This window comes from Stenotrophomonas sp. NPDC077461 (genome assembly GCF_049545475.1).
Classification (GTDB): Bacteria; Pseudomonadota; Gammaproteobacteria; order Xanthomonadales; family Xanthomonadaceae; genus Stenotrophomonas; species Stenotrophomonas nematodicola.
The window spans coordinates 1-22630 of sequence record NZ_JBMWDO010000009.1; the positions used below are offsets into that span (position 1 = coordinate 1).

24 protein-coding genes and 1 riboswitch are annotated in these 22630 nt (G+C 68.4%); of the genes, 5 read left to right on the forward strand and 19 right to left on the reverse strand.

The annotated features are described in order from the left end of the window. On the forward strand, nucleotides 1-450 hold a 450-nt coding region (locus ACPEH8_RS14980), incomplete at its 5' end, for an autotransporter outer membrane beta-barrel domain-containing protein (RefSeq protein ID WP_423667302.1). Between the two features lie 75 nt (nucleotides 451-525). Here the strand turns inward: ACPEH8_RS14980 and thiL are convergent. From thiL to ACPEH8_RS15005, 5 genes are all read right to left on the reverse strand, one after another. After that, the gene (gene thiL, locus ACPEH8_RS14985; protein WP_229296511.1) at nucleotides 526-1491 is read right to left on the reverse strand and encodes a thiamine-phosphate kinase; all 966 of its coding nucleotides are present in this window, start codon (nucleotides 1489-1491) and stop codon (nucleotides 526-528) included. 4 nt (nucleotides 1492-1495) lie between these two features. After that, nucleotides 1496-1975, reverse strand: a complete 480-nt coding sequence (gene nusB / locus ACPEH8_RS14990; protein WP_017356154.1) for a transcription antitermination factor NusB — start codon at nucleotides 1973-1975, stop codon at nucleotides 1496-1498. After that, nucleotides 1972-2439 (reverse strand): 6,7-dimethyl-8-ribityllumazine synthase, encoded by a 468-nt coding sequence (ribH, locus tag ACPEH8_RS14995; RefSeq protein ID WP_017356153.1) that lies wholly within the window; start codon nucleotides 2437-2439, stop codon nucleotides 1972-1974. Before ribH ends, nusB begins: the two co-directional genes overlap by 4 nt. Nucleotides 2440-2637: 198 nt before the next feature. Continuing rightward, nucleotides 2638-3735 carry a 3,4-dihydroxy-2-butanone-4-phosphate synthase gene (gene ribB / locus ACPEH8_RS15000; protein WP_017356152.1) on the reverse strand — a complete coding sequence of 366 codons (1098 nt, stop codon included), beginning with the start codon at nucleotides 3733-3735 and terminating at the stop codon, nucleotides 2638-2640. Further along, nucleotides 3732-4358 carry a riboflavin synthase gene (locus tag ACPEH8_RS15005; protein ID WP_017356151.1) on the reverse strand — a complete coding sequence of 209 codons (627 nt, stop codon included), beginning with the start codon at nucleotides 4356-4358 and terminating at the stop codon, nucleotides 3732-3734. The genes ribB and ACPEH8_RS15005 overlap by 4 nt, the downstream gene beginning before the upstream one ends. A 78-nt stretch (nucleotides 4359-4436) precedes the next feature. Then, nucleotides 4437-4581: riboswitch (FMN riboswitch) on the reverse strand. A gap of 161 nt (nucleotides 4582-4742) precedes the next feature. Here ACPEH8_RS15005 and ACPEH8_RS15010 point away from each other — a divergent pair. After that, entirely contained in the window at nucleotides 4743-5366 is a 624-nt protein-coding gene (locus ACPEH8_RS15010) for an autotransporter outer membrane beta-barrel domain-containing protein (RefSeq protein WP_017356150.1), read from the forward strand. Nucleotides 5367-5447: 81 nt separating this feature from the next. Here ACPEH8_RS15010 and ribD read toward each other — a convergent pair whose 3' ends face one another. The 7 genes from ribD to ACPEH8_RS15045 form a co-directional block, all read right to left on the reverse strand. Then, nucleotides 5448-6530, reverse strand: coding sequence for a bifunctional diaminohydroxyphosphoribosylaminopyrimidine deaminase/5-amino-6-(5-phosphoribosylamino)uracil reductase RibD (ribD, locus tag ACPEH8_RS15015; protein ID WP_051008603.1), 1083 nt, complete (start codon nucleotides 6528-6530; stop codon nucleotides 5448-5450). 69 nt (nucleotides 6531-6599) lie between these two features. Next, nucleotides 6600-7121: a transcriptional regulator NrdR gene (nrdR, locus tag ACPEH8_RS15020; RefSeq protein WP_017356148.1), complete on the reverse strand. Its 522-nt coding sequence runs from the start codon at nucleotides 7119-7121 to the stop codon at nucleotides 6600-6602. A 95-nt stretch (nucleotides 7122-7216) separates the two neighbouring features. Beyond that, nucleotides 7217-7651: a hypothetical protein gene (locus ACPEH8_RS15025; protein WP_423667305.1), complete on the reverse strand. Its 435-nt coding sequence runs from the start codon at nucleotides 7649-7651 to the stop codon at nucleotides 7217-7219. Nucleotides 7652-7677: 26 nt separating this feature from the next. Continuing rightward, nucleotides 7678-8112 (reverse strand): hypothetical protein, encoded by a 435-nt coding sequence (locus ACPEH8_RS15030; protein WP_423667308.1) that lies wholly within the window; start codon nucleotides 8110-8112, stop codon nucleotides 7678-7680. Continuing rightward, nucleotides 8105-8569 carry a hypothetical protein gene (locus ACPEH8_RS15035; protein ID WP_262071559.1) on the reverse strand — a complete coding sequence of 155 codons (465 nt, stop codon included), beginning with the start codon at nucleotides 8567-8569 and terminating at the stop codon, nucleotides 8105-8107. The genes ACPEH8_RS15030 and ACPEH8_RS15035 overlap by 8 nt, the downstream gene beginning before the upstream one ends. Nucleotide 8570: 1 nt before the next feature. After that, on the reverse strand, nucleotides 8571-9824 hold the full coding sequence (gene glyA, locus ACPEH8_RS15040) for a serine hydroxymethyltransferase (protein ID WP_017356144.1): 1254 nt from the start codon (nucleotides 9822-9824) through the stop codon (nucleotides 8571-8573). Between the two features lie 149 nt (nucleotides 9825-9973). Further along, nucleotides 9974-10447 (reverse strand): RcnB family protein, encoded by a 474-nt coding sequence (locus ACPEH8_RS15045; RefSeq protein WP_136003653.1) that lies wholly within the window; start codon nucleotides 10445-10447, stop codon nucleotides 9974-9976. Nucleotides 10448-10684: 237 nt separating this feature from the next. On the opposite strand from ACPEH8_RS15045, the gene ettA reads away from it, so the two are divergent. The 3 genes from ettA to ACPEH8_RS15060 all read left to right on the forward strand — a co-directional run bounded on the left by ettA (nucleotide 10685) and on the right by ACPEH8_RS15060 (nucleotide 15277). Next, a complete protein-coding gene (gene ettA, locus ACPEH8_RS15050; protein WP_017356142.1) occupies nucleotides 10685-12349 on the forward strand; it encodes an energy-dependent translational throttle protein EttA in 1665 nt (554 codons plus the stop codon). A gap of 550 nt (nucleotides 12350-12899) precedes the next feature. Continuing rightward, nucleotides 12900-14216: an NCS2 family permease gene (locus ACPEH8_RS15055; protein ID WP_136003652.1), complete on the forward strand. Its 1317-nt coding sequence runs from the start codon at nucleotides 12900-12902 to the stop codon at nucleotides 14214-14216. 44 nt (nucleotides 14217-14260) lie between these two features. Continuing rightward, entirely contained in the window at nucleotides 14261-15277 is a 1017-nt protein-coding gene (locus tag ACPEH8_RS15060) for a DUF4434 domain-containing protein (RefSeq protein WP_166472606.1), read from the forward strand. Between the two features lie 6 nt (nucleotides 15278-15283). Here ACPEH8_RS15060 and ACPEH8_RS15065 read toward each other — a convergent pair whose 3' ends face one another. From ACPEH8_RS15065 to ACPEH8_RS15095, 7 genes are read right to left on the reverse strand one after another with little or no spacing between them, the layout of a single operon-like run. Continuing rightward, on the reverse strand, nucleotides 15284-16417 hold the full coding sequence (locus ACPEH8_RS15065; RefSeq protein WP_136003648.1) for an acyl-CoA dehydrogenase family protein: 1134 nt from the start codon (nucleotides 16415-16417) through the stop codon (nucleotides 15284-15286). Nucleotides 16418-16420: 3 nt separating this feature from the next. Then, complete coding sequence (locus tag ACPEH8_RS15070) at nucleotides 16421-17107, reverse strand: alginate O-acetyltransferase AlgF (protein ID WP_136003646.1); 687 nt, start codon at nucleotides 17105-17107, stop codon at nucleotides 16421-16423. Beyond that, entirely contained in the window at nucleotides 17104-18579 is a 1476-nt protein-coding gene (locus tag ACPEH8_RS15075; protein ID WP_136003644.1) for an AMP-binding protein, read from the reverse strand. Before ACPEH8_RS15075 ends, ACPEH8_RS15070 begins: the two co-directional genes overlap by 4 nt. A gap of 29 nt (nucleotides 18580-18608) precedes the next feature. After that, the gene (locus tag ACPEH8_RS15080) at nucleotides 18609-18839 is read right to left on the reverse strand and encodes an acyl carrier protein (RefSeq protein WP_017357450.1); all 231 of its coding nucleotides are present in this window, start codon (nucleotides 18837-18839) and stop codon (nucleotides 18609-18611) included. A 13-nt stretch (nucleotides 18840-18852) separates the two neighbouring features. Further along, the gene (locus tag ACPEH8_RS15085; RefSeq protein WP_423667311.1) at nucleotides 18853-20433 is read right to left on the reverse strand and encodes an MBOAT family O-acyltransferase; all 1581 of its coding nucleotides are present in this window, start codon (nucleotides 20431-20433) and stop codon (nucleotides 18853-18855) included. 13 nt (nucleotides 20434-20446) lie between these two features. Then, a complete protein-coding gene (locus ACPEH8_RS15090) occupies nucleotides 20447-21571 on the reverse strand; it encodes an alginate O-acetyltransferase AlgX-related protein (protein ID WP_168355608.1) in 1125 nt (374 codons plus the stop codon). Between the two features lie 4 nt (nucleotides 21572-21575). Next, the gene (locus tag ACPEH8_RS15095; protein WP_136003642.1) at nucleotides 21576-22613 is read right to left on the reverse strand and encodes an alginate O-acetyltransferase AlgX-related protein; all 1038 of its coding nucleotides are present in this window, start codon (nucleotides 22611-22613) and stop codon (nucleotides 21576-21578) included. Between the last annotated feature and the right edge of the window lie 17 nt (nucleotides 22614-22630).

Sequence of the window (22630 nt, forward strand, 5' to 3'; positions counted from 1 at the left end):
CAGTCCTCGCTGGAGGCCGGCTACCAGATCGACATCGGCCGCATCGGCGCGATGGCACTGCACCTGCAGCCGGAACTGCAGCTGGTCTACACCGAGGCGTCCACCGACGCGCATCGCGAGACCAACGGCACCGTCGTGCGCAGCCTGGGTGAAGACGGCCTGTCCGGCCGGCTGGGCGTGCGCATCGAAGGCGAGTCCAAGGCCGACCGCGGCGCGGCCGTGCGTCCGTACCTGGCAGTGAACTGGTACCGCGACGGGGCCAGCAACGGCATCGCCTTCGACGATGAAGCGATGCGCGCCAGCACGCCGCGCAACCGCTATGCGCTCAGCGCCGGTGCCAAGGTTGCATTCCGCCCGGGCGTTTCGGCCTGGGGTGGGCTGGGCCTGATGCGTGGCGACAGCGGCTACCGCGAAGCCAGTGCGCAGCTGGGGATGTCCTACGCCTGGTAATCCATCCCACCCGTTGGCCGTACAGACAGGAACGCCGGGCACTGCCCGGCGTTCCTTTATCCTGGTGCGTATGGCTCAACCGAAGTGCTGGTAGCCACCCGCACCTGCATCGTCTCCGTCGCAGGCAACGCCCTGCCCGTCGGTGATGGTGCCGATGCAGGTCAGCCGGAGCTGCAACTGCGCCGCCAGCGCCGCCAGCGCATCGCGCCGCGCAGGAGCCGCGGTGAAGCACAGCTCGTAATCGTCACCGCCGCGCAGCGCGCACTGGCGTGCGTCCGCGTCCGCGAAAAGGCCGCGCAGGGCATCCGACAATGGCAGCGCGGTGGCATCGAGCTGCGCACCAAGACCGCTGCGTGCGCAGATGTGTCCCAGATCGGCGATCAGCCCGTCGGACACGTCCACGGCGGCATGCGCCAGCCCGACCAGCGCACGGCCCAGGGCCACGCGCGGGGTAGGCCGTGCCAGGCGCAGGCGCAGGGCTTCCCACCGGGGATCGGCATGGGGCTGGCGCACGTCGAGCGTGCCGGCCTGCCACGCGCGCAGCGCGCCGGCCGCGTCGCCGGGTGTGCCGCTGACCCAGATGTCGTCGCCCGCCTGCGCCGCATCGCGACGCAGCGCGGTACCGGCCGGCACCTGGCCCATCGCGGTCACCGACAGCGACAGCGGGCCACGGGTGGTGTCGCCTCCGATCAGCACGATGTCGTGTGCGTCGGCCAGCGCGAAGAAGCCTTCGGCAAAGGCGTCGATCCAGTCCGTGGTGGCGTCGGGCAGCGACAGCGCCAACGTGCACCAGGCCGGGCGCGCGCCCATCGACGCCAGGTCGGAGAGGTTCACCGCCAGGGTCTTCCAGCCGATGTCGCCGGCCGGGGTCTCGGCAGGGAAATGCACGCCGCTGTTGAGGGTGTCGGCGGTCACCACGAGCTGCTCGCCAGCGCGCGGCTGCAGCAGCGCGGCATCGTCGCCGATGCCCAGCACCACGTCCGCGCGCTCGCGGGTGCGGACGCGGATGCGGTTGATCAGGGCGAATTCGGCGAGCGACACGGGGTCAACCCCCGTTTTCGACCTTGCGCCATTCAACGGCGGCGCGGTCGAGCACGCCATTGACGTAGGTGTGGCCGTGTTCGGAGCCGAACCGCTTGGCCGATTCGATGGCCTCGTTGATCACCACGCGGTACGGCACATCCAGGCGGTAGCGCATTTCGTAAGCGGCCACGCGCAGCGCGGCGCGTTCGATGGCGTCCACTTCTTCGATGCCGCGATCCAGGTACGGGTCCAGCGCCTCGTCCAGGTCCTTGCGGTGGTCGAGCACGCCGTGGACCAAGGCTTCAAAGTACGCCAGGTCGGCGATCTCGCGGGCCTGTTCGTGGGCGAACTGGGCGATCACCGACTGCGCGTTGCCGCCGGAGATCTGCCAGGCATAGATCGCCTGCAGGGCACGACGGCGCGCGCGCGAACGCAGCACGGGGTCGATGCCATCACGGCGGACGGGCTTTCCGGAGGGCTTGCCCGGGGTCGACTTGTTCACGGCAACTGCTCCAGAAGATTGACCATTTCCAACGCCGTCAGTGCGGCTTCCTCACCTTTGTTGCCGTGGCTGCCGCCCGCGCGGGTATCGGCATCCTCGACACGTTCGACCGCCAGCACGCCATTGAGCACCGGCACGCCGAAATCCAGCTGCACGCGCATCAGGCCTTCGGCACAGCCGTCGGCCACGTGTTCGTAGTGGCGGGTATCGCCACGGATCACGCACCCCAGGGCGATGATGGCGGCATGCTCATGCGCGGCCGCCAGGCGGGCGGCCACCAGCGGCAGCTCCCACGCGCCCGGCACGCGGATCACGTCGATCGCTGCTTCCTCGATGCCGTTGCCAGCCAGGCTCTTGCGTGCACCGGCCACCAGCACATCGGTGATGCGGGCGTTCCAGCGGCTGGCGAGAATGGCGAAACGGGCCTTTTCCGGCGTCCGGAGGTCGCCTTCGTAGTGGCTCATGGTCGGCGTAGGGTCCATTTGATAGATGAATATTCTAACAGGCCCCGTAGAGCCGGGCTCTGCCCGGCTGACGCGGCTGTAGCGCCGGGCTCTGCCCGGCTGACGCGGCTGTAGAGCCGGGCTCTGCCCGGCTGACGCGGCTGTAGCGCCGGGCGCTGCCCGGCTGACGCGGCAGCGAAGCCCGGCGCTACGGGGGCGTCAGGGCGCGACGGTCTCGACGACTTCCAGGCCGTAACCCGCCAGGCCGATCTGGCGGCGCGGGGTGCCCAGCACGCGCAGCTTGCCCAGGCCGAGGTCGGACAGGATCTGCGCGCCGGCACCGTTGCGGCGCCACTGGCTCACATCCTTGTCCTTGCCCGGGGTCAGCGGGGCCGGCTGCTGGCGCAGGCGGGCCAGCAGACCGTTGGTGTCGCGCGGGGCCGACAGCACCACCATCACGCCACGGTCGGCGGCGGCAATGGCGCGCAGGGCGTCGGTGGAGGCCACGCCGAAGTCGTCGCGACGCCAGTGCAGCAGGTCGGCCAGCGGATTCTCCACCTGCACCCGGACCAGGGTCGGTTCGGCATCGACGGGGCCACGGACCAGGGCGAAATGCAGATCGTGGGCGATCCGGTCGCGGTAGGTGACCAGGGTGAACGGGCCGAACTCGGTGTCGATCGGGCGCTCATCAACGCGTTCGACGGTCTTCTCGGTGGCCAGACGGTAGGCGATCAGGTCGGCGATGGAGCCCATCTTCAGGCCGTGTTCGCGGGCGAACACCTCCAGCTCCGGCCGGCGCGCCATGCTCCCGTCCGGGTTGAGGATCTCCACCAGCACGCCGGCCGGTTCCAGCCCGGCCAGCATGGCCAGGTCCACGCCGGCCTCGGTGTGGCCGGCGCGGGTGAGCACGCCGCCCGGCTGGGCGATCAGCGGGAAGATGTGGCCCGGCTGGTGCAGGTCGGCCGGCCTGGCATCGGGCTTCACGGCCGTGCGGATGGTGTGGGCGCGGTCGTAGGCCGAAATACCGGTGGTGACGCCCTCGGCGGCCTCGATGCTCACCGTGAAGTTGGTCTGGAACTGCGCGGTGTTGGCCTGGACCATCGGGGCCAGGCCCAGGTCGGCGGCGCGCTCGCGGGTCAGCGGCAGGCACACCAGGCCGCGGCCGTGGGTCACCATGAAATTGATGTCCGAGGGCTTGACCAGCTCGGCGGCCATGATCAGGTCGCCTTCGTTCTCGCGGTCTTCGTCATCGACGATGACCACCATGCGGCCCAGGCGGATGTCCTCGAGGATTTCGGGGATGGGGGCGAAGTTCATGCGGCCTCTCCCTGTGCCTGCCCACGCTGGGCGGGCACGCTGATCAGCCGCTCCACATAGCGGGCGACCAGATCGATTTCCAGATTGACCGCACTGCCCACACCGGTCGCGGCGAACGCGGTATTGGCAACGGTATGCGGAATCAACGCGACTTCGAAGCCGGCGTCGTCCACGTCGTTGACCGTCAGGCTGACCCCGTCCACGCAGATCGAGCCTTTCCTGGCGATGTAGCGCAGCAGCGCGGCCGGCGCGGCAAAACGCCAGCGCTGGGCGCGGGCATCGTCGTGGATGGACAGGACCTGACCGAGGCCATCGACATGGCCGCTGACCAGATGGCCGCCGAGGCGGTCGGTCGGGCGCATCGCGCGTTCGAGATTGATCACCGCGCCATCGGCGAGCTGGCCGAGCGTGGTCAGGCCCAGTGTTTCGGTGGAGGCGTCGGCCTGGAAGGTGCTCGCGTCGAACGCGATCACGGTCAGGCACACGCCGTTGATGGCGATGCTCTCACCGAGCTGCACGGCGTCGAACGGCAGGCTGCCGACGTGGAAGGTGAAGCGGACGTCGCCGCCGAGGGTCTCGCGTGCGGCCACATGGCCGACGCCTTCGATGATTCCAGTAAACAAGTAACGTTCTCCGCGAAAAGTGAGCGAAAAACGCCGCAAGGCAAACAGGCGGGCGCAGGGCCGGCAAAGGCCCTGTAGCACCGTCTTCTTTCATCCGGACTATACCGTCGGCTCCGGCATCTGACCGGATCTGCTGACCTTCCAGCAGACCTGGAAGCGCTCGCGGGCTCGTGCTTGCGCACCTACCGCCGGTGGGGAATCGCACCCCGCCCTGAAGACGTTTGTGTACCGGCGAACCGGCCCGCGCATTGTACCAGCGAAGCCTGAGTGCTCGCTTTCTGTAAAAAACTTGTTAATATCCGCGCCGCGCGACACGACGTCGCTCCTGCCGCCGCCAAGAAGGTGGCGGCTGAAACGGACATCACCACCCGTGAGGATCTACCCATGCGCAAGACCCTGATTCTGGCCGCCCTGCTGGCTGCCACCCCGATCGCTGCCTCGGCTGCGGACGGCCTGAGCTACACCTACGCCGAAGCTGGCTGGACCCAGATCCAGGTCAACGACGACTACCTCAACGACCCGAAGGTGGACGGCGGCTACATCCGCGGCTCGTTCGCGATCGCCGAGCAGGTGCATGTCTTCGGCGCGTGGTCGACGGTCTCCAAGAAGTACAACTATGCCGATGGCAGCCTGAAGCTGGAACTGAACCAGCCGGAGCTGGGTATCGGTTACCACATGCCGATGAGCGACCGCGTCGACTTCACCGCCGACATCGCCTGGGTGCGCCAGAACGTGGAAGCCAAGTCGACCTACGACGGCTTTGGCACCGTGCGCGAGAAGGACCACACCAACGGCGGCCGCGCCAGCATGGGCGTGCGTGGCAAGCCCTCGCCGCGCACCGAAGCCTGGCTGAAGGCCGGCTACCTGGACGGCAGCGACATGGACGGCACCTGGATCGGCACCCTCGGCGGCCAGGTCAACTTCACCAAGGCCTGGGGCCTGGTCGGTGAAGTGCAGGCTTACGAAGACGTCACCCAGTACTCGGTGGGCGTGCGCGCGAGTTTCTGATCGGGCGGCGGCCTCCGGGTCGCGCCATGATCGAACGGGCCCCGAAAGGGGTCCGTTTTTTTTTGTCTGGCGGGCGCGCCCTCACTGCCGCAGCAGCAGGCGCAGGTCGTTGCCGAGCACGCGCTGGTCGATCACGCGCAGGCGGCGCTGCTGGTCCATCGCGTGAATGCCCAGTCCGGACAGCAGCGGCCGCCCGTGCTCGCCGAGCAGGATCGGCGCCTGGTAGAGCAGCAGTTCGTCGACCAGGCCGGCCTGCACCAGCGCGCCGGACAGGGTGGCGCCGGCTTCGGTATGCACCTCGTTGATCCCACGGTCGGCGAGCAGGGCCAGCACTGCGGCAAGATCGAGGCGACCGTTGTGGCTGGGCACGCTGGCAAACGCCGCATCGGCGGCATCGGGGGGGCTCACGGCTGCGTCGTGCAGGTACAGCGTGGGTGCCCCGCCCTCGCGCACGCGCGCGCACTCCAGCGAGCGCAGGCGCGCATCGAGCACCACGCGCAGCGGCGCGACGACCTCGGTGTCGGCCAGCCGCACGGTGAGCATCGGATCGTCGGCCAGCACCGTGCCGGCGCCGGTCAGAATCGCACCGGCGCGCGCGCGCCAGTGCTGTACGTCCTCGCGCGCGGCTGCACCGGTGATCCATTTGGAACTGCCGTCGGCCATTGCCGTACGGCCGTCCAGGCTGGCCGCCAGCTTGACCCGCAGCCACGGGCGACCGCGTTCGATGCGCGACAGGAAGCCGTGGTTGAGGTCGCGCGCCTGCGCGGCCATCAGCCCTTCGGCGACGTCGATGCCGGCCGCGCGCAGCAGGTCGAACCCACCGCCGTCGACCTTCGGAAACGGATCGCGCATCGCCGCCACCACACGGCCGATACCCGCCTCGATCAGCGCCAGTGCGCACGGCGGCGTGCGCCCGTAGTGGGCACAGGGCTCCAAGGTGACGTACGCGGTGGCCCCACGTGCACGCTCACCCGCCTGGCGCAGCGCGAACACTTCCGCATGCGGGCCGCCGGTGCGCTGATGCCAGCCCTCGCCCACCACGTCGGCACCCTGCGCGATCACGCAGCCCACCATCGGGTTGGGTCGCGTGGTGTACGCGGCGCGCTCGGCCAGGCGCAGGGCATGCGCCATGTGCAGGTGGTCCAGTGCGGAGAAGTCGGTCATGGCAACGGTCATCGGCAGGCAAGCAGCCGCGATGGTAGCCCAGCCGGGCCGGCGGCGAAGCGTAGGGGCTCAGCCCTTCTTCTTCTTGCCCAGTGCGATCACATCCCCGAGCAGTTGCAGCTGCTCGGTGCTGGAGGGCAGCTCGCGTTCGAGCTTCTCGATCTCCTCGCGAAAATCGGCCACGTCCTCGAAACTGCGATACACCGAGGCGAAGCGCACGTAGGCCACGTGGTCGAGCTTGCGCAGTTCGTTCATGACGAACTCGCCGACCTTGATCGACGGGATTTCGCGCTCGCCGCAGGTCCGCGCCTGCTGCATCACCGCGCGTACCGCCAGTTCGATCTTGTCTTCCGGCACCGGGCGCTTCTGCAGCGCGCGGTCGAAGCCGCTGCGCAGCTTGCGGGCGTCGAAGGCCTCGCGGCTGCCATCGCTCTTGATGATCGCCGGCAGCTTCAGTTCGATGGTTTCCAGGGTGCTGAAGCGCTCGTTGCAGGCCTCGCATTCGCGACGACGCCGGATCGTCGCGCCGTCTTCGGAGACGCGCGAATCGATCACACGGGTATCGGCATGCTGGCAGAACGGACAGTACATGGAACGCCTAGCTGGAGAAAAACGTCATGCCACGGTCATGGCAGCGTCGCAACGGTACCTGAGAAGAACCGGGGCGGCAAATACGCGTCTGTGCATCAGCTTGGCCCCTCCGATCGGCGCAACCACACCAGGTGTGCGCTGGGCACCAGCAGCAGCGGGCCAAACACCAGATACCCCAGCACCTGCCAGCGTCCCACGGCCCCGGCGTACAGGAGGACGAGCAGCAGGCCGCCCGCCGCCAGTGCCCCCATCGCCAGACCGGCCCACGGGAGGGTCCCGGCCCGACGCAGCCCGTCGCGGCCGCGCCGGAGATACCGGGCGCTCAGCCACAGCCAGGCCAGCAGGCCGAGCAGGCCGGCGCCGCCCCAGAGCAGCAGCAGACCGCCCTCGTTGCCCGCGAGCAGAAAACCGCGATGTACATCGACATGGCGCAGGCCCTGGACCCCAGCCACGCCGCAGGCCATCACGGTTGGCAGCCCCAGCAGCCCGCACTGGAGCGCGTACAGACGCCGGTGGACGCCATCGCGCATGACCGGCCCACCTCGCGACCTGGCTCTCATGCCTGCGTCTGGCCCGACCAGCGCATCCATGCCAGTTGTGCGCTCGGCACCAGCAACGGCGGACCGGCGGTCAGATAACCGAGCACCTCCCAGCCGCCTTGGGGGAGAAGGCACATGACGACCACCAGCACACTCAGCGCGCCGATGACGCCGCAGGCAATGCCGATCCAGCCCAGCGGGCTGCTGCGGCGCAGGCCCTCGCGGCCGTGCCGCAGGTACACGCCGCTCAGCCACAGCCAGCCCAGCAGACCGAGAATGCCCGACAGGCCCCAGGCCAGCAGCGCCAGGCTTTCGAGGGTGCCCATGTAGCTGTTGCGGGAGAAAAAGACGATGACCGCCAGCACCGACAAGGTGCCGCCGACGGCCAGCGTGGGCAGGCCCAGCAGCAGAGCCACCACCGCATAAGTGCGACGTTGCGCGATGTCATTCATCCGTGGTCAGCGTCCGTGCGGGGGGCGTGTGTTTGGCATCAGGCCGGGCGCGCGCGGCCAGGGCCGCGGCGGGCACCGCCAGCAGCAGGCCGGCCACCACCAGTGCGACGGTCTGCCGCCCGCCGTCCTGCCAGTGCCAGAGCAGCGTGGCCAGAACGAACAGGCCGGTGAGCAGCCCCAGCAGCAGGCCGATCCACGGCAGCACCCCGGCGCGGCGCAGCCCCTCTCGACCACGCCGGAGGTAGGCCACGCTCAGCCACAACCAGCCGGCCGGTGCGGCTGCGCCAGCCAAGCCGAACGCCAGCGTCAGCAGGCGCTCGGAAAGACCCATGTAGTGCGGCCCGAACACTGACAGGACGATACCGAACAGCGCCAGGGCGCCGCCCCCGGCCAGGCCGGGGACGCCGAACGCGAGGGCCAGGATCGCGTAGCGTCGCTGCGCGCGGCCCTCGCCCATCTCACCCGTAGACCGGGTACTTGCGGCACTGCGCGCTGACCGCCTCGCGCACGCGGGCGATCACCGCCTCGTCCGCCGGGGCGTCGAGCACGTCGGCGATCCAGTTGGCCAGGTCCACACAGTCCTGTTCGACATAGCCGCGGGTGGTGACCGCCGGGGTGCCCAGGCGCAGGCCCGAGGTCACGAACGGCGAACGCGGGTCGTTGGGCACGGAGTTCTTGTTGACGGTGATGTGGGCCTTGCCCAGTGCGGCTTCCGCGTCCTTGCCGGAGACGTCCTTGCCGATCATGTCCACCAGCATCAGGTGGTTCCGGGTACCGCCGGAAACGATCTTGTAGCCACGCGCGATCAGCGTGGTGGCCATCGCCTGGGCGTTCTTGACCACCTGCTGCTGGTAGGTCTTGAAGCCCGGTTCCAGCGCTTCCTTGAACGCCACGGCCTTGCCGGCGATGACGTGCATCAGCGGACCGCCCTGGATGCCCGGGAACACGATCGACTGCAGCTTCTTGACCAGGTCCTCGTTTGCCCCCTTGGCGATGATGATGCCGCCGCGCGGGCCGCGCAGGGTCTTGTGGGTGGTCGAGGTGACCACATGCGCGTGCGGCAGCGGGCTCGGGTACACCCCGGCGGCAACCAGGCCGGCGACGTGCGCCATGTCCACGAACAGGTACGCACCGACCTGGTCGGCGATGGCGCGGAAGCGCGCCCAGTCCACCACCTGCGAATAGGCCGAGAAGCCGGCCACGACCATCTTCGGCTTGTGCTCCAGGGCCAGGCGCTCGACTTCGTCGTAGTCGATCAGGCCCTGCTCGTCCACGCCGTACTGCACGGCGTTGAACAGCTTGCCCGAGGCGTTGACCTTGGCGCCGTGGGTCAGGTGGCCGCCGTGGGCCAGCGACATGCCCAGAATGGTGTCGCCCGGCTGCAGCAGCGCGAAGTAGACGGCCTGGTTGGCCTGCGAACCGCTGTGCGGCTGCACGTTGGCGTAGTCGGCATCGAACAGCTGCTTGAGGCGGTCAATGGCCAGCTGCTCGGCGATGTCCACATACTCGCAGCCACCGTAGTAGCGCTTGCCCGGATAGCCTTCGGCGTACTTGTTGGTCAGCTGGCTGCCCTGGGCCTCCATCACGGCCGGGCTGGTGTAGTTCTCGCTGGCGATCAGCTCGACGTGGTCTTCCTGGCGCTGGGTTTCGGCGGCGATGGCCTTGGCCAGTTCGGGATCGTAGGTTTCGATGCGGACGTCACGCGGGAACATCGGTTACTCCAGGCAGGCAGAGGGGGTACAGCGCGAGCTCTGGATTGTAGTCCCCGCGACGCGGGGTGACCAATCGGGTCGACCGCCCCCAGAACGACGGACGGCGCCCGCGAGGGGCGCCGTCCTGGGTGGCGAGGCCGTGGCTGGCCTTACCGGTTGTTGATCACGTAGTCGGCGATGATGCCGGTGGCGATGGCCACCAGCAGCAGATTGCCACGGTCGTCGCGGATCCAGTGGTGGTCGCGGGGCGGACGGCGCACCGAGTAGCGGCTGTAGTCGTTGACCACGTAGACCGGGCCACCGTAGTACTCGCGGTAGCGGTGGCCACGCGCCCAGCCGTAGGAGCCGTAGCCGGGTGCCGGGCGGTAGACCACGCGCGGCGGGGGCGCCGGGCGGTAGTAGCCACGGTTGTCGTAATAGCGACGGTCGTGGCGGGCTTCGCGGCGGTCATCGCGCCACTCACGGCGGTCATGCCGGCGGTCGTGGCGATCATCATGACGGTCGTAACGGTCATGGCGGTCGTGACCACGGCCGCGATGGTCGTTGTCGGCGAAGGCCGGTGCAACCGCGCCCAGGGCCAGCAGCGAGGCCACGGCCCCGACCACAATTCGATTCATGCGCATGACGGGCCTCGCTCGAGTGGATGGATGATTACATCATGCTGACCGGATCTGAACGGTTTCCGGCTGGAAACGGTTTCCATTTCAAGGGCTTTGACGACCCGTTCAGGCGGCGGCAAGCCCCACCCTCCCGGGCCGGCCGGCGGTTGTCACCGCTTCCCGCTATAATCGGGGGTATTCCTTTTACATCTGTTCCTGTTCCCAACGGAACGGGCGCAGGGTTGCGCCTTCGGAGACCACATGTCCTCGCAATACATCTACACCATGAACCGCGTCAGCAAGGTGGTCCCGCCCAAGCGGCAGATCATCAAGGACATCTCGCTGTCGTTCTTCCCGGGTGCCAAGATCGGCCTGCTGGGCCTGAACGGCGCCGGCAAGTCGACGGTGCTGAAGATCATGGCCGGCGTGGATACCGACTTCGAGGGCGAAGCCCGCCCGCAGGCCGGCATCAAGGTCGGCTATCTGGCCCAGGAACCGGAGCTGGACCCCAACAAGACCGTGCGTGAAGCGGTCGAGGAAGGCGTGGGCGAAGTGCTGCAGGCGCAGGCCGCGCTGGACGCGGTCTACCTGGCCTATGCCGAGGAAGGCGCCGATTTCGACAAGCTCGCCAAGGAACAGGAGCGCCTGGAGGCGATCCTCGCCGCCGGCGACGCGCACACCCTGGAAAACCAGCTGGACGTGGCCGCCGACGCACTGCGCCTGCCGCCGTGGGATGCCATCGTGGGCAAGCTGTCCGGCGGTGAAAAGCGCCGCGTGGCACTGTGCCGCCTGCTGCTGCAGAAGCCGGACATGCTGCTGCTCGACGAACCGACCAACCACCTGGACGCCGAGTCCGTGGAATGGCTGGAGCAGTTCCTGGCGCGCTACACCGGCACCGTGGTGGCAGTGACCCATGACCGTTACTTCCTGGACAACGCCGCCGAGTGGATCCTGGAACTGGACCGCGGCCGCGGCATTCCGTGGAAGGGCAACTACACCGACTGGCTGATGCAGAAGGACGAGCGCCTGAAGCAGGAAGACAACCAGGAAAAGGCCCGCCAGAAGGCGATCCAGAAGGAGCTGGAGTGGTCGCGCCAGAACGCCAAGGGTGGCCGCACCAAGGGCAAGGCCCGTCTGGCCCGCCTGGAAGAGCTGCAGTCGGTTGATTACCAGAAGCGCAACGAGACCAACGAAATCTTCATCCCGCCGGGCGAGCGCCTGGGCAACTCGGTGATGGAGTTCAAGAACGTGTCCAAGAAGTTCGGCGACCGTCTGCTGTTCGACGACCTGAACTTCCTGGTCCCGGCCGGCGCGATCGTGGGCATCATCGGCCCCAACGGTGCGGGCAAGTCGACCCTGTTCAAGATGATCACCGGCCAGGAAAAGCCGGACTCCGGCGAAATCGTGGTCGGCCCGACCGTGCAGCTGTCCTACGTGGACCAGAGCCGCGACGCGTTGGAAGGCAACCACAACGTCTTCCAGGAAATCGCCGGCGGTCTGGACATCCTCAACATCAACGGCGTGGAAATCCAGTCGCGCGCGTACATCGGCCGCTTCAACTTCAAGGGCCAGGATCAGCAGAAGCTGGTCGGTTCGCTGTCCGGTGGTGAGCGTGGTCGCCTGCACATGGCCAAGACCCTGCTGCAGGGGGGCAACGTGCTGCTGCTCGACGAACCGTCCAACGATCTGGACATCGAAACGCTGCGTGCGCTGGAAGATGCGCTGCTGGAATTCCCGGGCAATACCTTCGTCATTTCGCATGACCGCTGGTTCCTGGATCGCATCGCGACCCACATCCTGGCGTTCGAAGGCAATTCGCACGTGGAGTTCTTCCAGGGCAACTACCGCGAATACGAAGAAGACAAGCGCCGCCGCATGGGCGACGACGCCGCCCCGAAGCGCCTGCGCTTCAAGGCGCTGAAGTAACAGCAGAAGAAACGGCCGCGCTCGCGCGGCCGTTTTGCATGTGTGGTTTGTTGATTGGAAACAGAAGCAGAAGAAACAGCAGAAGCGCGGCGTCTTTGTTGGGTGCGAGGTGGGGCGGGCGGCGGGTAGCCCGCTCCGGGACACGCCGTGAATCCATCCCTGGAGGCTTGTCAAAAACATCCATGTTTTTGACAGTCCCTACGGGGGCTACCCGCCCCCCGCCCCCACACAGTGTCATGTGCGGTCGGAAGAAGCAGCCACGCAAGGCGTGGCTCTACGCACTGACGATGGCGTTGCCGTTGCCGTTGCCGTTGCCGTTGCCGTTGCCGTTGATCTTCTCTGGTCACCGACCTGTTATCGGAGGGACGGCGGGTGTAGGGGTACGGGGGGCTTTACGAAACATGGATGTTTCGTAAGAGCCTACACGGACGTATTCACGGCGCCCCCCGTACCCCTGCAGCCGCCGGCCCTCAGCGCGCGATGCTGCAGCCCAACGCTGTTGCTGTTGCTGTTCCTTGCAGTGCTTTGCTTAGAAATGGATCCCCAAACCATGAACCTGTCAGAACGCCTGTTCCAGCTCCAGCAGCACGGCACCACCGTGCGCACCGAACTGCTGGCCGGGCTGACCACCTTCCTGACGATGTCCTACATCGTCTTCGTCAACCCCGACATCCTGTCCACCACCGGCATGGATCCGGGCGCGGTATTCGTCGCCACCTGCCTGGCCGCCGCGCTCGGCTCGCTGGTGATGGCGTTCGCCGCCAACTTCCCGGTCGGCATGGCACCGGGCATGGGCCTGAACGCCTTCTTCGCCTTTACCGTGGTCGGTGCGGCCGGGCTGCCGTGGCAGCAGGCACTGGCGGCCGTTTTCATTTCCGGGCTGGTGTTTCTGGTGCTGTCGCTCACCGGCGTGCGCGCCTGGCTGGTGGCGGGCATCCCCGCGTCGCTGCGCGCGGCCATCGTCGCCGGCATTGGTCTGTTCCTGGCGATCATCGCCCTGCAGAAATCCGGCGTGATCATCGCCAACACCGACACCCTCGTCGCGCTCGGGCCCCTCAACACCGCACCGCCCCTGCTCGCGCTGGCCGGCTTCCTGTTGATCGCCATCCTCGAAGCGCGGCGCGTGCGGGGCGCGATCCTGATCGGCATTCTCGCGGTCACCGGCGCGGCCTGGCTGCTGGGTGACGTGCAGTTCCACGGCGTGGTGTCGCTGCCGCCGAGCCTGGCCCCCACCTTCCTGCAGCTGGACCTGCCCGGCCTGCTGCACCACGACGGCGGTGCGCCGATCGCTGTGCTGCTGCAGGTGGTGCTGGTGTTCGTGCTGGTGGAGGTGTTCGATGCCACCGGCACCCTGTACGGCGTGGTGGGACGCGCGGGGCTGCTCAAACTGCCGGGCGCACAGAAGCGCTTCGGCCGCGCCCTGCTCGCCGACAGCACCGCCATTGTTGCCGGCTCGCTGCTGGGCACCAGCAGCACCACCGCCTTCGCTGAAAGCGCCTCCGGCGTGCAGGCGGGCGGGCGCACCGGCCTGACCGCGCTGGTGGTGGCGGCCCTGTTCCTGGCCGCGCTGCTGTTCTCGCCGCTGGCGGCGATGGTGCCCGGCTACGCCACCGCCCCCGCCCTGCTGTTCGTTGCCGGCCTGATGCTGCGCGAACTGGTCGATGTGGAATGGGGTGACCTGACCGAATCGGTTCCGGCGGCCCTGTGCGCGTTGGCGATGCCGTTCACCTACTCCATCGCCAATGGCCTGGCGTTCGGTTTCATCGCCTATGCCGTGCTCAAGGCCGGCACCGGGCGCTGGCGCGACGTGCACCCGGCGGTATGGCTGGTGGCCGGGTTGTTCGTACTGCGCTACGCGCTGGAATAAACGCGGTTCACCCCTCGGCAACGCGGCTCTGGGATGATGCGTGCATGACCGATGTCCGCCAGCCCACCGATCTGTCGTCCCCGCTGCGCCGGCGCCTGCTGCGCGCAGCGCTGCTCGCGCCTGCGGCCGCCGCACTGGCGACCTTGCCCGGGTGTTCGACCCCGCCGCATTTCGACGGCAGCTTCATCCAGCCCTGGCGCAGCCACCTGGTCCTCACCGCACAGGACTGGCAACGGCACATGATGCTGGCCCGGCAGCTTGGCTGCCGCCAGATCGTGGTGCAGTGGGCGGGGCTGTACGGCAGCGGCGGCGACGCCGACTGGGATGTACCCGATCCGGTGATGCAGCTGATCTTTTCCACCGCCGCGGCGGAAGGGTTGCAGGTGCGCGTCGGGCTGCCGTATCACAGCGGCTGGTGGAAGGCGTTGCAGGCAGCAGATCCGGCCGCGCTGGATGCGTTTCTCGCACTCACCCTGGACCACGCCCGCCGCTACCTGCAACGGGCGCCGTGGGCGCGGCAGGCCAATTTTTCCGGCTGGTACCTGCCCTACGAACTGGAACAGTTCCACTGGGCGCAGGACGACCGCCAGCAGCAGCTGTGCACCTGGCTGGCCGCGCTGAGCGCGGCGGCGAAAGCAGGTACGCCGCACGTCACCGCCATTTCCACGTATTTCAGCCGGCTGCCCACCACCGGATCGCTGGCGCAGCTGTGGACCCGCATCCTGGAACAGGCGCCGCTGCGGCCGATGGTGCAGGACGGCGTCGGCGTGGCTGGCCTGGACAACCTGGACGGCGTCGATCCGCTGCTGGCGCTGCTGCGCGCGCGCAACGTCGACTTCGACGTGGTGGTGGAACTGTTCGAGGAACTGGCCAGCTCGCCCGCCGACGGCAGCCATTTCCAGGCACAGACCGCCGACGCCGCCCGCATCGCCAAGCAGCTGGCGTGGGCCGAGCGCAGCGGCGCGGCCGGCGTGTTCGCCTTCGCGCTGGACCCGTGGCTGTCGCAGGACACCCCGCGCGCGCAGGCGTTGCGCCGGCGCTGGCGTACCAGCGCGCCATAGCGCGCGCTAGAGCGCGCGCCCGATGATCTCGCGCAGGATTTCGCTGGTGCCGCCAAAGATGCGCAGCGCGCGCGCGTCGGCCCATGCGCGGCCGATACCGTATTCGCTGCTGTAACCGTAGCCACCGTGCAACTGCAGCAGATCGTCCAGGACCTGCCCCTGCAGTTCGGTGGCATTGAGCTTGGCCATCGCCGCGCGGGTCGCGTCCAGCCGCCCCTCCATCTGCTCGCCCAGACACTGGTCCAGGAACGTGCGCAGCATCGCCAGCCGTGCCGCCGCATCGGCGAGCACGAACCGGGTGTTCTGGTGGTCGATCAGGAACCGGCCGAAGGCCTTGCGCTGGCGCACGTAGGCCACCGTTTCGGCCAGCATGCCCTCGGCCGATGCCGCCGCACGCAGCGCGATCGCCAGGCGTTCGGCCGCCAGCTGTTCGCCGAGATAGTCGAACCCGCGCTGTTCCTCGCCGAGCAGGTGCGATACCGGCACTTCCACGTCCTGGAAGAACAGCTCAGTGGTGTCCTGCGCGTGCTGGCCGATCTTGGCCATCGGCGCGCTGCGGGTGATACCGGGCAGATGCGCGTCCACGCACAGCAGAGTGAGCCCGCGCGCGCCCAGTTCCGGCGCGACCGTCGCCACCACCACCACGACATCGGCATGGGCGCCGTTGGTGATCCAGGTCTTCTGGCCGTTCAGTACGTAGTGGTCGCCACGGCGCTCGGCGCGGGTGCGGATCGCTTTGAGATCGCTGCCGGCGCCGGGCTCGGTCATCGCGATGGCGCCGATCGCCTCGCCACGCGCCATCGCCGGCAACCACGCATCACGCAGCGCATCGCTGCCGTACTGCATCAGATACGGCGCGACCATGTCCGAGTGAATCGAGAAGCCGATACCCAGATAATTGGCGCGCGCCAGCTCCTCGATCACACAGGCGGCGTGCCCGTAATCACCGCCCACCCCATACGGGTCGGGCAATTGGCAGTTGAGCAGTCCGGCCTCGCCCGCCTCGCGCCACAGCGCGCGCGGCGTGATGCCGTCGCGCTCCCATTGCGCGTAGTGCGGCGCGATATGCGCTTCGATGAAGCGCTGCACCTGGTCGCGGAACAGGGTGTGGTCATCGCGGAAAATGGAACGCGCATGCATGGATCAGCGCCCCACCGGATCGGTCCCGCTGAGCTGGCCCTGCAGGACAGGCGCACTGGCGCTGCCGGTCAGGAACAGGCTGTAGTGGTCGCCGGGCTGCAACGAGGGCAGCGCCACCGGCAGGCTGTCCTTGCCGCCGCAGCCGGCGACCAGTCGCGCCTTGACCGGATTGATGGCGCGCGCGCTGCTGGCGCCGGCGGCGACCGCCGGGAACACCACCGCCCCCTTGTCGGCCATCGCCAGCCGCGCCTGCGCGCAGCCCGTGGCCAGGTTGTAGAAGCGGATTTCCGCCTTGAGCGCATCGCTGCTGCCCCCGCCGTCGGCCAGCACGGCCAACGGCCGCGACGGCGTTGCCGGGTCCAGCACCAGCGTGGTGAAGGTACCCGCGGCGACCTGCCCCTGCGTGCGCGGCTTGCCGGCCACACGGACCGGGAACGGTTTGCCGCCTTCGACGATCGCATAGCGCGTGGCGCGCGTGGCCGGGCCGATGCTCTGGTCGGCACCGTTGCCGACAGCAACCTTCAGCGCGGTCGCGCCGGGATTGAGCACGCGCACGAATGCCGAACCGGCGGGCGGTCGCGCCGCATACAACTGCGCAAGGCGGCCTTCCGGCGCGCCCTGCTGCGCGTTCGCGGCCACGGGGGAGCACGCCAGCAGGGCGGCGGCGAGCAGGGTCAGCGGCATCTTCATCGTTTGGGTTCCTGGCTGCGGAGCGTCCGCGCCAATGCGTAGCGCTGCTCCAGTTGTTTGCGATCGACCTTGTTGGTGGCGCCGGTGGGCAACGCGTCCACGGCAATCAGTTCGGAGGGGATCATGTAAGGCGGCATGCGCCGGCCAAGCTGGTCCTTCCAGTCCTGCAGGGCCTCGGGCAAGGGCTGCACCGCGCCTTCGCCCGGCTGGGTGAGCTCGACGAAACCGATCATGCGCACCAGGCTGCCGTCGGGGCGGCGCAGCACCACCGCCGCACCCGCAACAACGCCCTCCAGCGTGGACAGTGCCGCATCCACTTCGGCCAGTTCGATGCGGTAGCCGTTGAGCTTGATCTGGTCGTCCTTGCGGCCGCGGAAGTACACCCGGCCCTGCGCATCGAGATCGCCGAGGTCGCCGCTGCGGTAGGCACGCTTGCCGTTGTGTTCGAACAGCACGCCCTGATCGAGATCGGGTCGGTCGAGATAGCCCCGCATCACGTGGTCGCCGGCCATGCAGATTTCGCCGTCGTCCAGGAAGACTTCGGCATACGGCTTGGCCACGCCGATCGGGAACGGATTGGGGGCGGCGGCGCGCAGCCCGGCATCGATCTCCACCCAGGTGGTGGAACAGGTTGCCTCGGTGGGGCCGTAGGAGTTGATGATGCGCGCCTGCGGGAACCGCGCCCACAGTTCCTCGGCCACGCGCGGGGTCAGCGACTCGGCGCCGAACACGAACACACGCAGCGACGGCAGCTGGGCGGCGGTGAAACGCGGGTTGAGCATCTGCTGGCGAACGAACGACGGTGTGGAGGCCCACACCGCGACATCGGACTGGCGCAGGTGGTCGACAAAGCGTTCGCTGTCGGCGATCACCTCACGCGGACAGAGTACGCAGCAGCCGCCGAGACCCAGCGCGCCGCACAGATCGAACAACGAGAAATCGAAGCTGAAGAGCATCTGGTTGAGGAACGCCGGTGCCTCCCCCAACGCCAGGCAGTCCCGGATCCAGCCGGTGAACAGCGCCACGCTGTCGCGGCCGATCTGCACGCCCTTCGGATCACCGGTGCTGCCGGAGGTGAACATGATGTAGGCCAGCCCCGGCACGGTCAGCGCGCGTGGCGCGGCAGCACCGGGGCCGAACGTATCGGCGGCCGCATCGTAGACCGCAACGGCATGCACCAGCCCGGTGATGCGCTGCAGGCGCGCCGGCGGATTGATGGTGTCCACCGGCACGTAGGTCACGCCCATCTGCAGGCAGCCGAGCATGGCCACAACGAAGGCGGCCTGCTTGTGGCCGGAAATCACCAGGGCATGCCCGGGCAGCACGCCGGCCGCCTGCGCCCGGGTCATCCAGGCCTGGGTGGCCCTCTCCAGCTCCGCCCAGTCCATCACCCCGTCGGCATCGTGCAGGGCCGCCGCGTGCGGGGCGTGCGCGTGATCGACGAAGCGGCCGTGGTCGAAATCGAATCGCATGCGGTCGGCTCCTGCGGAAGGTGGGCGGCTCAGCGCTGGTGCGCGGCCACGTAGTCGGCCAGCACCTGCACCGAATCGACCAGCGCGTCGATCTCATCGACCGGCAGGGTGACACCCAGGCGGTCCTTGACCTCGACCATCAGCTGCACCTTGGACATGGAGTCGAACAGCGACTCCATGTACTCGTCGGGCTGCACGCGGGTGCCGATCACCGACTCGACGATGTCGATCAGCTGGGTCTGGAGGGTCTGGATATCCATGTGGTTCACCTTGTCAGAACTGGAAGTAGAGGAAACGCGATTCTTTGTGCAGGCTCATCAGGCACAACCCGAGCAGAACCAGCATCACCAGCAGCCACCGCAGGGTGGGCTGCCAGCGCATCCACGCACGCGGCGCCGGATTCGGCTTGGCCAGCGAAGGCGAGTACACGCCCATGATCTGGTGTGCGTTGGGGGTGCCCCACACGATTGCCAGCAGCACCACGATATACACGAACTGCAGGTGATGCCCGATCAGCAGGCGCGCACCGTCGGCCAGGCCCAGTCCGGCCGCATGGGAAACGCTCTCGAGCGCTTCCCAGCCCCGCACGCCGGCCATGCCCTGCACCAGCTGCCAGGCATCACCCACGCCGTCGGCGCGGAAGAACGCCTGCGCCACCAGGACCGCGCCGAAGGTCAGCAGCAGGTAGCCCACGTGCTGCAGCCTGCTCACCTTGCGCAGCGCCACCGGCGTGCGCCCGCCGACGAACACGCGCCAGGCGTGGTTGATCGCCAGGTAGCCCGCATGCAGCAGGCCGAAGATCAGGAACTGCAGGCCGGCGCCGTGCCAGATGCCCGCCAGGCCCATTGCCCATACCGTGGGCAGCACGATCATCGACAGGAAGCCACCGGCCGAGGCTACCGCGGTGGGGCCGGTCGGGCGGCCGTGGCGGGTGCGCCAACGGGTCACCGCCATCGCCACCGGGTAGTACAGGTAGGCGGTGATGTAGCGGGTCAGCGTCATGTGCCAGCGCGCCCAGAAGTCGATCACGCTGGTCGCCTTGTACGGCGAATTGAAGTTGAGCGGGAAGCGGATGCCGAACATGCGCGCCAGGCCGAGCGCCATGTCCGAGTAACCGGAGAAGTCGAAATACAGCTGCAGTGCGTAGCTCAGCGCCGTGGCCCACGCGCCCCAGAACTGCACGCTGTCGGTCTCGGCGAATCCGGCGTCGGCATACGGGGCGATGGTGTCCGCCAGCAGCACCTTTTTGGCCAGGCCGATCACAAACAGCATGCCGCCCACCGACAGGTTGTCGGCCTGGAAGCGGTAGGTCTCGCGCTTGCTGAACTGCGGCATCATCTCCTTGTGGTGGAGGATCGGGCCGGCGATCAGATGCGGGAAGAAGGTCACAAACAGCACATAGCTGAGCGGGCTGCGGTCGTTGACCACGCCGGCGCGGCAGTCGAGCAGATAACCGATCTGGGTGAAGGTGAAGAAGGAGATGCCCAGCGGCAGGATCAACGCGTCCATCGGCCCGACGTTGAAGCCCATCTCGCCGACGAAATTCACCATCGCCGCGAAATACTTGTAGTGGAACAGCAGCAACAGGTCGGCCGCCACGCCCAGCGCGGTGACCAGCACCTGCAGGCGCGGGCGCGTGGCCAGTGACAGGATCGCCAGGCTGACCAGATAGTTGAATACGATGGAGCCGGCCAGCAGCACCACGAACTGCGGGTTCCACCAGCCGTAGAACACGATCGAGGCCACGCACAACCACAGCGCGGCCATCCGCGGCTTCCAGGCACCGAGCAGATAGTGGATGCCCAGTGCGATCGGAAGGAACACCAGCAGGAACAGGAAGGAGTTGAAAAGCATCGTCGTTCGGCGCTCAGTCGATCTCGGCCAGCGTCGCCTGCTCACCGTCGGTCAACGGCAAGGACAGGGCCATTTCGGAGTATTCCCAGATCACCAGTTTCAGGCTGGACGGCCATTGCGCCCGCTGCGGCAGCGCGGCCAGCAATGCGCCGGAGAACTGGCCGCCATCCAGGCTCTGGTTCCACACTTCACGCCCCAGCGCGTTGCCGAGGCGTTCGGCGAACAGGCTGCGGCGGCCGTTGGAACTGCCCAGCAGCAGCACCTCCACCGGCGGGGTGTCATCGAGCAGTCCACCGCTGCGCAGCGGTTCGATCACCTGCACAGGCTCGCGGTCCAGTGCCGGCCGCCAGCGTGGCGGCGCATGCTCCAGCCCGGCCAGCACGATGAGGTCGCCCATACGCGGCTGGGCCGGGCCCGGGGCGCCCACCTCGAACGCCTGCTGTCCGCGACCGCCCAGCAACGGCAGGGCGGACGCGGCGACCGCATCGGCGGCGCGCTGCGCGCCGATCCGGTTCATGTGCACGTCGGTGCGGAAGAACACCGGTTCGGATGCGCCCTGCAGCACCGGCAGCAGGTCGGTGGACGGCACGCCGGCGGCGGCGAGCGCCTGCTGCCACTGCCCCAAGCGCGCGCGCATCGGCGCGGAATGGCGCAGGCCGCAGGTGTGGGACGCCTCAATCCGCGATTTGTCCGGCACCACCACCACCAGCAGTTGCACGCCCTGCGCCTTGAGCTGCTGCGACCAGTGCTGCATCAGGCGCGTACGCTGGGCGAAGACGGCATCGCCTGTACCGGCCGGCGGGCGCAGCCCATCGCGGTAGAACAGCCAGTCCGGGCAGCCCATCGCCACCTGCGGACCGGTGTCGCCCAGAAAGCGGTAGCGCACGGCGGCACTGGCCAGATCGGCCTGCGCCTGTATGGGCAGCTTCAGCGCGTCGTTGATCGCGCGTCCGGCTTCGCCATCGGCCCAGCGCGCCGGCGCCAGTGAGGCCGCCGGCAGTCTGGCGTGGGCCAGCATCCAGGCGCCGGACGCCAGGCCGAACACGAGCAGCACGATCACCACCACAGCGGTGGCGATGTGCGCACGGGCCGGCGCGGCCGGTGGCAGGGGCGCGGGTGCGCCGGGGCGGGCACTCATCGGATCACTGTCCCAGGGCTTTGAGCAGGCGCGCCTGCCACTGCTGCGGCGTCATGATCGAGGCGTTGTCCCACTGGCCACGCGCGTCCGGGCCCTGCACGTAGGAGGGCTCGAACATCTGCCATACCAGCACCTGCGGCTTGTGCTGCTTGAACTCGGGCGATTCCAGGTACTCCAGCAGCATCACCCAGTGACCCACGTTGCCGGGCTTCCAGTTCACCGACACCGGCCGGTCGAGCACATTGGACAGCTTCTGCGGGAACCCGAAGTACGGCTGCACCATGCTGTGTCCGGTCACGTGCACGGGCGCGGGCGCGTCATCCAGCAGCGACTGCTGGTCGGACTGGCGTCGCACGGTGAAGGTGTCGCGACCGATGGCCTTGCGCTGTGCGTCGGTGAGGAACAGCTCGGCCAGATCGCCGAAGCGGCGCTCCTTGATCTCGCTGCCCAGCGCCATGCCGGTGCCGGCCTCGCCAGCGAGCGTGGGCACCTGCTGCCGCACCTGGGCAGCCACGGCCACGGCCACCGCATCGGCGGCGGCCTGGGTCCAGTGCTGATCGCTGCGGTAGAACACGTCCTGCCCGCCCTGCTTGGTCTGGCGCAGCACCTGCAGCGCGTCCACCGCCGGCACGCCCGCCTTCTCCAGGCCGTCGTGCACCAGCGCATAGCGTCCCCGCACCGCATCCCCCAGCCGTTTGCCGTCGGGCAGCCTGTCCTCGTAGAACAGCGCCTTGTCCGGCAGCACCAGCACCTCCAGTTTGACGCCGGCGGCGTCCAGGGCGCGCTTGGCATCGGCGATCAGTGCAGTGTTGCGGGCGATGGCCGGCGCATCCACGTCGGTCAGGCTGCCCCAGGCCGGGAACAACCAGCCGTCCTTGCCGATCAGCACGATCGAGGAATCCTGGTTGGCCGCGGCGGGGGCCGGCGCTGCGGCCGGCGCCTGGGCAACTGCCGGGGCCGTTGCCAGCAACGTGGCGCACAAGGCGGCCGGCAGCAGCAGCGCCGAACGGAGCGGCGGCGTGGGGCGATGGGGTCGGGTCATCGTCGATTCCTTTTCGA

Coding starts and splice junctions, on each gene's coding strand:
- ribH (WP_017356153.1), bottom strand. CDS start 2,439: ATGAGCCACTACGAAGGCGACCTCCGGACGCCGGAAAAGGCCCGTTTC.
- ribB (WP_017356152.1), bottom strand. CDS start 3,735: ATGAACTTCGCCCCCATCCCCGAAATCCTCGAGGACATCCGCCTGGGC.
- ACPEH8_RS15010 (WP_017356150.1), top strand. CDS start 4,743: ATGCGCAAGACCCTGATTCTGGCCGCCCTGCTGGCTGCCACCCCGATC.
- ribD (WP_051008603.1), bottom strand. CDS start 6,530: ATGACCGACTTCTCCGCACTGGACCACCTGCACATGGCGCATGCCCTG.
- nrdR (WP_017356148.1), bottom strand. CDS start 7,121: ATGTACTGTCCGTTCTGCCAGCATGCCGATACCCGTGTGATCGATTCG.
- ACPEH8_RS15025 (WP_423667305.1), bottom strand. CDS start 7,651: ATGCGCGATGGCGTCCACCGGCGTCTGTACGCGCTCCAGTGCGGGCTG.
- ACPEH8_RS15030 (WP_423667308.1), bottom strand. CDS start 8,112: ATGAATGACATCGCGCAACGTCGCACTTATGCGGTGGTGGCTCTGCTG.
- ACPEH8_RS15035 (WP_262071559.1), bottom strand. CDS start 8,569: ATGGGCGAGGGCCGCGCGCAGCGACGCTACGCGATCCTGGCCCTCGCG.
- glyA (WP_017356144.1), bottom strand. CDS start 9,824: ATGTTCCCGCGTGACGTCCGCATCGAAACCTACGATCCCGAACTGGCC.
- ACPEH8_RS15045 (WP_136003653.1), bottom strand. CDS start 10,447: ATGCGCATGAATCGAATTGTGGTCGGGGCCGTGGCCTCGCTGCTGGCC.
- ettA (WP_017356142.1), top strand. CDS start 10,685: ATGTCCTCGCAATACATCTACACCATGAACCGCGTCAGCAAGGTGGTC.
- ACPEH8_RS15055 (WP_136003652.1), top strand. CDS start 12,900: ATGAACCTGTCAGAACGCCTGTTCCAGCTCCAGCAGCACGGCACCACC.
- ACPEH8_RS15060 (WP_166472606.1), top strand. CDS start 14,261: ATGACCGATGTCCGCCAGCCCACCGATCTGTCGTCCCCGCTGCGCCGG.
- ACPEH8_RS15065 (WP_136003648.1), bottom strand. CDS start 16,417: ATGCATGCGCGTTCCATTTTCCGCGATGACCACACCCTGTTCCGCGAC.
- ACPEH8_RS15070 (WP_136003646.1), bottom strand. CDS start 17,107: ATGAAGATGCCGCTGACCCTGCTCGCCGCCGCCCTGCTGGCGTGCTCC.
- ACPEH8_RS15075 (WP_136003644.1), bottom strand. CDS start 18,579: ATGCGATTCGATTTCGACCACGGCCGCTTCGTCGATCACGCGCACGCC.
- ACPEH8_RS15080 (WP_017357450.1), bottom strand. CDS start 18,839: ATGGATATCCAGACCCTCCAGACCCAGCTGATCGACATCGTCGAGTCG.
- ACPEH8_RS15085 (WP_423667311.1), bottom strand. CDS start 20,433: ATGCTTTTCAACTCCTTCCTGTTCCTGCTGGTGTTCCTTCCGATCGCA.
- ACPEH8_RS15090 (WP_168355608.1), bottom strand. CDS start 21,571: ATGAGTGCCCGCCCCGGCGCACCCGCGCCCCTGCCACCGGCCGCGCCG.
- ACPEH8_RS15095 (WP_136003642.1), bottom strand. CDS start 22,613: ATGACCCGACCCCATCGCCCCACGCCGCCGCTCCGTTCGGCGCTGCTG.